Genomic DNA, 10,478 nt, shown 5'->3' with positions numbered 1-10,478 from the left:
CCAGACAGATGCGCTCGCAAATCGACGGCGACCGCCAGAACGCGGCCTGATCGCGCGTTGAAACCTACCCCCTCCGCAACCTGACCGGCGCTTCGCCGAAAGTCTTTGAAAACGCCCTCGAAAATGCCGCGGCGGACGAGAACCCGGTCCGCCCGGCAATGTCGGCCATGGCAACCCTTGTATCGACCACCAGCCGGCGCGCGGCACCGAGGCGCAGCCTGAGATAATAGGCGCCCGGCGTCTCGCCGATCGACTTGCGAAAGATGCTCTCCAATGTCCGCGCCGTCACCCCGGCGCGCTTTGCCACTGCTTCTATGGTCAGCGGCTGGTCGACATGCGCTTCCATCAGCCGGATGGCTTGCGCAAGGCGCGGGTCGTAGCCGTCGAGCCGGCCGAGCGAGACCAGCGGCTGTGCGTCGGTGGCGGCGCGCGCCTGGTCGTAGATGAAGACGCTGGCGACATCGAGTGCGACGGCCATGCCGAGCCGCGTACGGATGAGATGCAGCATCAGGTCGAAGGTCGGCGACGCGCCACCCGACGTGAACACCGGCCCGTCGATGACATAGCGGTCAGGGCGGACATCGACGCCGGGAAAGGCCGAGGAAAAATCCTCCATGTCCTCCCAGTGGGTGGTGGCGCTGCGCCCTTCCAGCAGGCCGGCGCGAGCCACCAGCCAGGTGCCCGCCTCGACACCGCCGCAAGCACGCGCCGTGCGTGCCGCCCGGCGCAGTCCGGACAACAGAGCCGACGTTGCATAATTCTGGGTGCCGAAGCCGGCGACGACGACAAGGACGTCGGTTGGCTCGCCCGCGTCGAAACGGCCACTGACCGCCACCGGCAGGCCGCATGTGGTGACCGGAGCCTCGCCGGTCACCGAGACCAGCCGAAAATCGAACAGGGTCTCGCCGGAGATGCGGTTGGCGGCCCGCAGTGGATCGACGGCGGATGCGACGCACATGATGGACGAGCCGGAAAACACCAGCAGCGTCACCTTGAGCGGCGAGCGCTCGGCGCGAAAGATCGTCGGTTTTTCGCTTTTCGTCATGGAAGCTTCGTAAAACGCAAAACAGTTTCCGGCAAGTCGGGCATTGTTGTGGTCATCTTTGTGCATGTCGTTATCCCAAAACCGGTTCCCACTTTTGGGCGACATGCATACTATTGGAGGAGAATTCCATGCCGCTTGCGATGAACCGCGAGGTCTTCATTACCTGTGCCGTGACTGGGTCCGGCGGGTCGCAGGACCGCAGCCCTCATGTGCCGCGCTCGCCAAAGCAGATCGCCGATTCGGCCATCGACGCGGCCAAGGCTGGCGCCGCAATCGTGCACTGCCACGTCCGCGACCCCGAAACCGGCAAGCCCAGGCGCGATGTGCATCTCTACCGCGAAGTGACCGAGCGCATCCGCGAGGCAGAAGTCGACGTCATCCTCAACCTGACCGCCGGCATGGGCGGCGACATGGTGTTCGGATCGCCGGAAGCGCCGCTGCCGCTCAACGAAAAAGGCACAGACATGGGCGGCGCCACCAACCGCATGGAACATGTGCGCCAATGCCTGCCGGAAATCTGCACGCTCGACTGCGGTACCATGAATTTCGCCGAGGCCGACTATGTCATGACCAACACGCCCGGCATGCTGCGCGCCATGGGCGGCATGATGACGGCGCTCGGCGTCAAGCCGGAGATCGAGGCCTTCGACACCGGTCATCTGTGGTTCGCCAAGCAGCTGGTCGAGGAAAAGGTGCTCAATCCGGATGCACTGGTGCAGCTCTGCATGGGCGTGCCGTGGGGCGCGCCCGACGACCTCAACACCTTCATGGCGATGGTCAACAATGTGCCGTCGACCTGGAACTGGTCGGCCTTTGCCATCGGCCGCAACCAGATGGCCTATGCTGCTGCGGCGGTGCTGGCCGGCGGCAATGTCCGCGTCGGTCTCGAAGACAATCTCTGGCTCGACAAGGGCGTACTGGCGACCAATGCGCAGTTGGTCGAGCGCGCCGCCAGCATCGTCACCAATCTCGGCGCCAGGATCCTTGGGCCGGAAGAGGTACGGCAGAAGCTCAACCTCACCAAGCGGGCGCCGATCGCGGCATAAATTATTCGTCGGGAGGGTCGGCATGACTACCGTAAAATTCACCGCAATGAAGGATGGCGACCGGGACGACTACGAGTTCCTGACCGCGCATGAGATCGACTATGCCGCCAGGACCGGCGAGCGGCTGCTCGATGCGCTGGTGCAGCTCGACGCGGGCCTTTCGGGCTACAAGATCACCCGGCTCGGCCATTCGCTGCAGGCGGCGACGCGTGCCTGGCGCGACGGCGCCGACACCGACTGGATCGCCTGCGCGCTACTGCACGACATCGGCGACATCTATGCGCCTTACAATCACGACGAATATGCCGCTTCGATCCTGAAACCCTTCGTGCGCGAACAATGCACTTGGGTGGTGGAGAAACATGGCGACTTCCAGCGGCTCTACTATGCCCATCACCTCGGCGGTAACCGCCATGCGCGCGACCGCTTTGCCGGCCACGCCTATTTCAACGATTGCGACCAGTTTTGCGAACGCTGGGACCAGTCCAGCTTCGACCCCGATTATGACACGCTGCCGATCGAATTCTTCCGGCCCTTCGTCCTCGAAGTCTTTGCCCGCAAGGCATACGACCCGTCCGTGATCCGCGCCGGCGAACGCGTGCCGCTCATAGATCCCACAACCGCCATGACCAGAACCGGAGCTTCCGCATGAGCATCATCAACAAGGCAGCCGCCATCGGTGGCGGCGTCATCGGCGCCGGCTGGGTGGCGCGGCTGCTGCTCAACGGCATCGACGTGTCGATCTTCGATCCCGATCCCGAGGCGTCGCGCAAGGTCGGCGAAGTGATGAAGGGCGCGCGCCGCGCCTACAAGCAGATGGTACCCGGCGGTTTGCCAAAAGAGGGCAAGCTGACCTTTGCCAAGACCATCGCCGAGGCAGTGGCCGATGCCGATTTCATTCAGGAAAGCGTGCCGGAACGGCTCGACCTCAAGCACCGGGTGCTCGCCGAGATCGATACCCACGCGCCGGGCAATGCGATTGTCGGTTCCTCGACCTCCGGCATCAAGCCAACCGACATGCAGGTGGCGATGAAGAAGCATCCGGAGCGGCTGGTCGTCGGCCATCCGTTCAACCCGGTCTATCTCCTGCCGCTGGTCGAGATCGTGGGCGGCGAGCAGACCTTTCCCGAGGCGATCGAGGTCGCCAAGGAGATGTATGCCTCGATCGGCATGAAGCCGGTCGTCATCCGCAAGGAGATCGAGGCCTTCGTCGGCGACCGCCTGCTCGAAGCGGCATGGCGCGAGGCGCTGTGGCTGATCAAGGACGGCATCTGCACGGTCGAGGAACTCGACGACATCATGCGCTACGGCTTCGGCCTGCGCTGGGCGCAGATGGGCATGTTCCAGGTCTATCGCGTCGCCGGTGGCGAGGCCGGCATGCGCCACTTCATGGCGCAGTTCGGGCCCTGTCTGAAATGGCCATGGACCAAGCTGATGGATGTGCCGGAGTTCAACGACGAACTGGTCGACCTGATCGCCACGCAATCGGACGACCAGGCACATGGGCTGTCGATCCGCGAACTGGAAAAAATCCGCGACGACAATCTGGTCGCCATCATGGACGCGCTGTCGAAGCAGAACAAAGGCAAGGGCTGGGGCGCCGGCGCGCTGCACAAGGACTATACCAGGCAACTGGCCAAGCTGGCGGCGAAGAAGCCCACGGCCTCCAAGGCGGCCGAGAAGGCCAAAGCCTTGAAACCGGTGAAGAAAGCCGAAAAGCCGAAGAAGAAGCCCGGCAAGAAGAAAGGCTGAGAGCATGGATTTCGGGCTGTCGGAGGAACAGAGGCTCATCGTCGAGACGACGCGTGCGTTCGTCGAGAACGAGCTTTACCCGCATGAGCGCGAGGTCGAGCGCACCGGCGTGCTGCGCCGCGACCTGATCGAGGAGATCAAGGTCAAGGCGATCGAAGCTGGGCTCTATGCCGCCAACATGCCGGCCGATGTCGGCGGTGCTGGCCTCGATACGGTGACTTGGCTGCTCTACGAAAAGGAGCTTGGCCGCGCCAATTACGCGCTGCACTGGACTTGCGTGGCGCGGCCCTCCAACATCCTCCTGGCCGGCACGCCGGAGCAGCGCGAGAAATATCTGTTCCCCTGCATCCGCGGCGAGAAATGGGACTGCCTGGCGATGACCGAGCCGGGCGCAGGCTCCGATTTGCGCGGCATGAAGGCGACCGCCGTACAGGACGGCGACGACTGGGTGCTGAACGGCACCAAGCATTTTATCTCCCACGCCGACCTCGCCGACTTTGCCATCGTTTTCATGGCCTCAGGCGAAGAGGATTCGCCGCGCGGCAGGCGCAAGAAGATCACCGCATTCTTCGTCGACAAAGGGACGAAGGGCTTCACCATCCGCGATGGCTACCGCAACGTCTCGCATCGCGGCTACACCAACGCCATCCTCGAATTCGACGATTGCCGGCTTCCCGCCGCCCAAGTGTTGGGCGAAGTCCACAAGGGGTTCGACGTCGCCAATTCATGGCTCGGCGCCACCCGGCTGCAGGTCGGCGCCACCTGCCTCGGCCGCGCCGAGCGGGCGCTTGGCCATGCCATCGAGTATGCCGCGCAGCGCCAGCAGTTCGGCCAGCAGATCGGCAAGTTCCAGGGCGTGTCGTTCAAGCTTGCCGACATGGCGACCGAATTGAAGGCCGCCGACCTGATGGTGTTCGAAGCCGGCTGGAAGTACGATCAGGGCACTGTCACCGATCAGGACATGGCCATGGCCAAGCTGAAGGCCACCGAGATGCTTGCATACGTTGCCGATGAGGCGATCCAGATTCATGGCGGCATGGGACTGATGGACGATTTGCCACTGGAGCGCATCTGGCGCGACGCGCGCGTCGAGCGCATCTGGGAAGGCACGTCAGAGATCCAGCGCCACATTATTTCAAGGGCGCTGCTGCGTCCGTTCGGGGCATAACATATGCATAAACTTGAGCGTCTCCTGCGGCCGAAATCGATCGCCGTCTTCGGCGGTGCGCAGGCCGCGGCCGTCGTCGCGCAATCGATCAAGATGGGCTTTGCCGGCGAGATCTGGCCGGTGCATCCGACCAAGGACGAGGTCGCCGGTCGCAAGGCCTATCGTTCGGTGGCTGACCTGCCGGGCGCGCCCGATGCTGCCTTTGTCGGCGTCAACCGGCATTTGACCATCGAGGTGATCAAGGCGCTGGCCGAGCGCGGCGCCGGCGGCGCCGTCTGCTTTGCCGCCGGCTTCCTCGAAACCGAGGCCTATGACGATGATGGCGAGCGGCTGCAGGCCGAGCTGGTCGCCGCAGCCGGCTCGATGCCGATCATCGGGCCGAATTGCTACGGCCTGATCAATTATGCCGACGGCGCGCTGCTGTGGCCCGACCAGCATGGCGGCATAAGATTGGCCGAGGGCGGCAAGGGCGTCGCCATCATCACCCAGTCCTCCAACATCGCCATCAACATGACCATGCAGAGGCGCGGCCTGCCGATCGCCTTCCTGATGACCGCCGGCAACCAGGCGCAGACCGGTCTGTCCGAAATGGCGCTCGGCCTGATCGAGGACGAGCGGGTCACGTCGCTCGGCCTGCATATCGAGGCCTTCGATTCGGTAGCCGGCTTCGAGAGGCTGGCGGCACGGGCGCGCGAGCTGAAAAAGCCGATCATCGCCATGAAGGTCGGCCGTTCCGAACAGGCCAGGCAGGCGACCGTCTCGCACACCGCCTCGCTGGCCGGCTCGGACGCGGCCTCGGGTGCGTTCCTGCGGCGGCTCGGCATTGCGCGTGTCGATTCGATCCCCGCCTTTATCGAGGCGCTGAAGCTGCTGCACATCACCGGACCTTTGCCCGGCTACAGGCTGTCGTCGATGAGCTGCTCCGGCGGCGAGGCCTCCGTCATGGCCGACAGCGCCGAAGGGCGCTGGGTCAATTTCCCTGTGCTGACCGACAGCCACCGCGCCCATGTCAAATCGACGCTCGGGCCGCTGGTCGCGGTCGCCAATCCCTTGGACTATCACACCTTCATCTGGAACAACGAGCCGGCGATGACCGCCACCTTCACCGCCATGGTGTCGGGCGGCTTCGACCTCAACATGCTGGTGCTGGATTTTCCGCGACCTGATCGTTGTTCGGTCACCGATTGGTGGGCGACGTTGCGCGCCTTCGAATCGGCGCTGAAGACCAACAAGGCGCATGGCGCGATCGTCTCGTCGCTGCCGGAAAACCTGCCGGAGGAGTACACCGCCGAACTGATGGCGCGCGGCATGGTGCCGTTGTTCGGCATTTCGGAAGCCATGGATGCCGCCGGGGCGGCGGCCTTCATCGGCTGGGCTTGGGCCGAACCGCAGGCGCAGCCGATCGACACTTCTGCTGCCGGTGCGCCTGGTGGCGACCATGTCACGCCCGACGAGGCCGAAGCAAAATCGCGGCTGATCAAGGCCGGCCTGCCGGTGCCGAAAGGCGAACGGGCCGCCAATGCGGTCGAGGCGGTGATTTCGTCGATGGCGCTCGGCTTTCCCGTCGCACTGAAGGCGCTCGGCGTCAGCCACAAATCCGAAGTTGGCGCCGTCAGGCTCAACCTCAGGGATGCCGAATCCGTCAGCACCGCGGCGCATGACCTCTTGCCGCTCGGCACCGGGCTCTATGTCGAGCGCATGGTGCGCGACGGTGTCGCGGAACTGATCGTCGGCTTCACCCGCGACCCGATGTTCGGCGCGGTGATGACCTTGGGCACCGGCGGCGTGCTGGTCGAACTGTTGCGCGACAGCGTCACGCTGATGCTGCCGGCGACGCGCGACGATATCGAGGCGGCGCTGCGCGGCCTGAAACTGTTCCCGCTGCTCGAGGGCTATCGCGGCCGGCCAAAAGCCGATGTCGCGGCTGCCATCGATGCCATTTCGGGCATTGCCGCCTTCGTGCAGCAGAATGCCGGTGAGATCGAGGAACTCGACATCAACCCGCTGATCGTCTGCAGCGAAGGCAAGGGCGCCTGGATCGCCGACGCACTGCTGGTGCTGGGAGAGAACAAGAATGTCTGACGTCATTTCGACCCGCCGCGAGGGCACCATCCTCGAGGTCACCCTCGACCGGCCCAAAGCCAACGCCATCGACCTGAAGACCTCTCGGCTGATGGGCGAGACCTTCAAGGCATTCCGAGACGATCCGGAATTGCGCGTCGCCATCGTCAAGACCGCCGGCGACAAGTTCTTCTGTGCCGGCTGGGACCTCAAAGCCGCTGCCGGCGGCGATGCCGTCGATGGCGACTATGGCGTCGGCGGCTTTGCCGGGCTGCAAGAATTGCGCGACCTCAACAAGCCGGTGATCGCTTGCGTCAACGGCATGGCGGTCGGCGGCGGCTTCGAGCTGGCGCTGTCCTGCGACCTCATCTATGCCTCCGATCATTCCTCCTTCGCGCTCCCCGAAATCCGCGCCGGCACGCTGGCCGACGCGGCAACGATCAAACTGCCGAAGCGCATCCCCTACCATGTCGCCATGGACCTTCTGCTGACCGGCCGCTGGATGGATGTGGCCGAGGCGCATCGCTGGGGCCTGGTCAACGAAGTGCTGCCCAAGGAGAAGCTCGAGGACCGTGTCTGGGAGATCGCCCGGCTGCTCGCAGGCGGCCCGCCGCTGGTCTTTGCAGCGATCAAGGAGACCGCGCGTGTGGCCGAGGCGCTGACCTTCCAGGATGCAATGAACAAGGTGACGCGGCGCCAGCTGCCGACGGTCGATGCCCTCTACGGCTCCGAAGACGGCATGGAGGGTTTTCGCGCTTTTGCGGAGAAGCGTGAGCCGGTGTGGAAGGGGAAATGAGGATTGTTGCCGAAATGACAGCGCTCACCCCCCTCTGTCCTGCCGGACATCTCCCCCTCAAGGGGGGAGATTGGCAGCTTCGATCTCTGCGCTCTTCTTGCGACGCAGAAGGTTGGCGAAAGCCTTCGCAACATCCGATCTCCCCCCTTGAGGGGGAGATGTCCGGCAGGACAGAGGGGGGCGCCCTGGCTCAGCCTTGGGCGCCTTTCCAGCACCCATGACCGATTACAAAACCCTCATCGACGCCGAGACCTGGGCGTTCATAGAGCGGACCAATTCCTACTATCCGCCCGACACGATCGACTACACGATCGCGCAGCAGCGCGGGATCTATGACCGCATGTGCCGCGAATTCTTTGCCGGCTATCCCGAAGGCGTGGCGGTCGAAACCTCAGCCATTGCGACGCCCACGCACGACATCCCGATCCGCACCTACCGAAGCACACACAAAGCTGCGGTGACGGTGCTCTATGTCCATGGCGGCGGCTTCATCCTCGGTGGGCTGGACAGCCACGACGATGTCTGCGCCGAGCTCTGTGCCCGCACCGGCTATGAGGTGGTCTCGGTCGATTATCGGCTGGCGCCGGAGCATCTGCATCCGGCGGCCTTCGACGATGCGATGAGCGCCTTCGAATGGGCCGCCGCCAATCGCGATCATCCTATCGTGCTGTGCGGCGACAGCGCCGGCGGCAATCTCTGCGCCGCCGTCAGTCACGCCACGCGTGACCGTTCGAAAAGGCCGGTTGGCCAGGTGCTGATCTATCCCGGCCTCGGCGGAGACCGCGCGAAAGGCTCCTATGTCAAGCACGCCGAAGCGCCGATGCTGACCATCCGCGATCTCGAATTCTACAAGCACATCCGCACCAGCGGCGTGGATAGGACCGGGGACATCACGCTGTCGCCGCTCGCCGACACCGACTTCTCCAACCTGCCGCCGACAGTACTGATCACCGCCGAGTGCGACCCGCTGTCGTCGGATGGCGAGAGCTATCACGACCTGGTCGTGGCGGCGGGCGGACGCGCAACCTGGTTCGAGGAAACGGGGCTGGTGCATGGTTATCTCCGAGGCCGGCACATGGTCGGCCGCGCCCGCGCAAGCTTCACCCGGATCGTCGATGCGGTGACCGCGCTTGGACAGGGCGATTGGCGCTGGTGATCGCGGCTGGACTCTGAGGACCGACCGGCCCCGGCTCATCCCACCGAAGCGGCCGCCGCACGGCCGGCGCTGCGGCCGGAAAAGATGCAGCCGCCGAGGAAGGTGCCCTCAAGCGCCGCATAACCATGCACACCGCCGCCGCCAAAACCGGCGGCTTCGCCGACGGCGTAGAGTCCCGCAACCGGCTGGCCATCGGCACCCAGCACGCGGCTGTCGAGATCGGTCTGCAGGCCGCCCAGCGTCTTGCGCGTCAGGATGTTGAGGCGCACCGCTATCAGCGGGCCGTTTGCCGGATCGAGCATCTTGTGCGGCTTGGCCGTGCGGATCAGCCGGTCGCCGAGATAGGCGCGCGCCCCGCGCAGAGCGGTGATTTGCATGTCCTTGGAGAACGGGTTGTCGAGCTGCCGGTCGCGGGCGCGGATTTCGCGCTCGACTTGGGCTACCTCAAGAAGCGGCTCGCCGCCGGCAAGCGCGTTCATGCGCGCGACCAGCGTCGGCAAGTCGGCCTCGACGATGAAATCCTCGCCCTTCTCCATGAACGCCTTGACCGGGCTCGGAATGCCCGATGTGGCGCGACCGAGCACCTGGCGCCAACTCTTGCCGGTCAGGTCCGGGTTCTGTTCGGAGCCCGACAGCGCGAACTCCTTCTGGATGATCTTCTTGGTCAGGATGAACCAGGAATAGTCGAAGCCGGTGCTCATGATGTGGCTGAGTGTGCCCAGCGTATCGAAACCGGGATAGAGCGGCACCGGCAGGCGCTTGCCGCGCGCATCGAGCCACAGCGATGACGGGCCGGGCAGGATGCGGATCGCATGATCGGTCCAGACCGGCGCCCAATTCTTGATGCCCTCGACATAGTGCCACATGCGGTCGCGGTTGATGATCGAACCGCCGGCCCGTTCCGTGATCGCCAGCATGCGGCCGTCGACATGATCGGGCACGCCGGTGATCATGCGCTTCGGTGCCGCGCCCAGCCGCTGCGGCCAGTTTTCCCGCACAAGCTGATGGTTGGCGCCGATGCCGCCGGAGGCGACGATCACCGCTTGCGCGTGAAGCTCGAAATCGCCTGATATTTCGCGCGAACTCTTGTGGCCGCGCTCGACAGCGCTGGGCTGCAGGATGTCGCCACGCACACCGGTCACAACAGCACCCGTCCGCGTCAGTTCATTGACGCGGTGGCGGAATTTGAAACTGATCAATCCGCGCTTTTGGGCCTCGCGCACGCGCTGGGCGAACGGTTCGAGCACACCGGGGCCGGTGCCCCAGGTAATGTGAAAGCGCGGCACCGAATTGCCATGGCCGATGGCATTGCCGCCGCCCCGCTCGGCCCAGCCGACCACAGGAAAGAATTTCAGGCCGCGCTGCATCAGCCAGGAGCGTTTCTCGCCGGCGGCGAAGCCGACATAGGCTTCCGCCCATTTGCGCGGCCAGAAATCCTCCGGCCGATCGAAAGC

9 protein-coding genes are annotated in these 10,478 nt (G+C 64.6%); 7 read left to right on the top strand and 2 right to left on the bottom strand.

The window, feature by feature from the left end:
• Positions 1 to 64 precede the first annotated feature (64 nt).
• Entirely contained in the window at positions 65 to 1,045 is a 981-nt protein-coding gene (locus tag EN749_RS21545; RefSeq protein ID WP_127398053.1) for a GlxA family transcriptional regulator, read from the bottom strand.
• A 128-nt stretch (positions 1,046 to 1,173) separates the two neighbouring features.
• Between EN749_RS21545 and EN749_RS21540 the strand changes: the two genes are divergently transcribed.
• From EN749_RS21540 to EN749_RS21505, 7 genes are all read left to right on the top strand, one after another.
• On the top strand, positions 1,174 to 2,091 hold the full coding sequence (locus EN749_RS21540) for a 3-keto-5-aminohexanoate cleavage protein (RefSeq protein ID WP_127808248.1): 918 nt from the start codon (positions 1,174 to 1,176) through the stop codon (positions 2,089 to 2,091).
• 22 nt (positions 2,092 to 2,113) lie between these two features.
• Complete coding sequence (locus EN749_RS21535; protein ID WP_128363914.1) at positions 2,114 to 2,743, top strand: HD domain-containing protein; 630 nt, start codon at positions 2,114 to 2,116, stop codon at positions 2,741 to 2,743.
• Positions 2,740 to 3,843, top strand: a complete 1,104-nt coding sequence (locus EN749_RS21530) for a carnitine 3-dehydrogenase (RefSeq protein WP_128363913.1) — start codon at positions 2,740 to 2,742, stop codon at positions 3,841 to 3,843. Before EN749_RS21535 ends, EN749_RS21530 begins: the two co-directional genes overlap by 4 nt.
• A gap of 4 nt (positions 3,844 to 3,847) precedes the next feature.
• Complete coding sequence (locus EN749_RS21525) at positions 3,848 to 5,011, top strand: acyl-CoA dehydrogenase (RefSeq protein WP_128363912.1); 1,164 nt, start codon at positions 3,848 to 3,850, stop codon at positions 5,009 to 5,011.
• Positions 5,012 to 5,014: 3 nt separating this feature from the next.
• Complete coding sequence (locus EN749_RS21520; RefSeq protein ID WP_128363911.1) at positions 5,015 to 7,093, top strand: acetate--CoA ligase family protein; 2,079 nt, start codon at positions 5,015 to 5,017, stop codon at positions 7,091 to 7,093.
• Entirely contained in the window at positions 7,086 to 7,868 is a 783-nt protein-coding gene (locus EN749_RS21515; protein WP_127270028.1) for a carnitinyl-CoA dehydratase, read from the top strand. The genes EN749_RS21520 and EN749_RS21515 overlap by 8 nt, the downstream gene beginning before the upstream one ends.
• Positions 7,869 to 8,085: 217 nt before the next feature.
• Positions 8,086 to 9,024: an alpha/beta hydrolase gene (locus EN749_RS21505; RefSeq protein WP_128363910.1), complete on the top strand. Its 939-nt coding sequence runs from the start codon at positions 8,086 to 8,088 to the stop codon at positions 9,022 to 9,024.
• A 35-nt stretch (positions 9,025 to 9,059) separates the two neighbouring features.
• On the opposite strand, the gene EN749_RS21500 is transcribed toward EN749_RS21505, so the two are convergent.
• Positions 9,060 to 10,478: FAD-binding dehydrogenase (locus EN749_RS21500; protein WP_128363909.1), on the bottom strand; the 1,419-nt coding region annotated here is incomplete at its 5' end.

Origin of the sequence: Mesorhizobium sp. M7A.F.Ca.ET.027.02.1.1 (assembly GCF_004022985.1) — a bacterium.
Lineage (GTDB): Bacteria > Pseudomonadota > Alphaproteobacteria > Rhizobiales > Rhizobiaceae > Mesorhizobium.
Note: the sequence above shows the minus strand (reverse complement) of the source record. Positions and strands in the feature narration are given on the sequence as shown.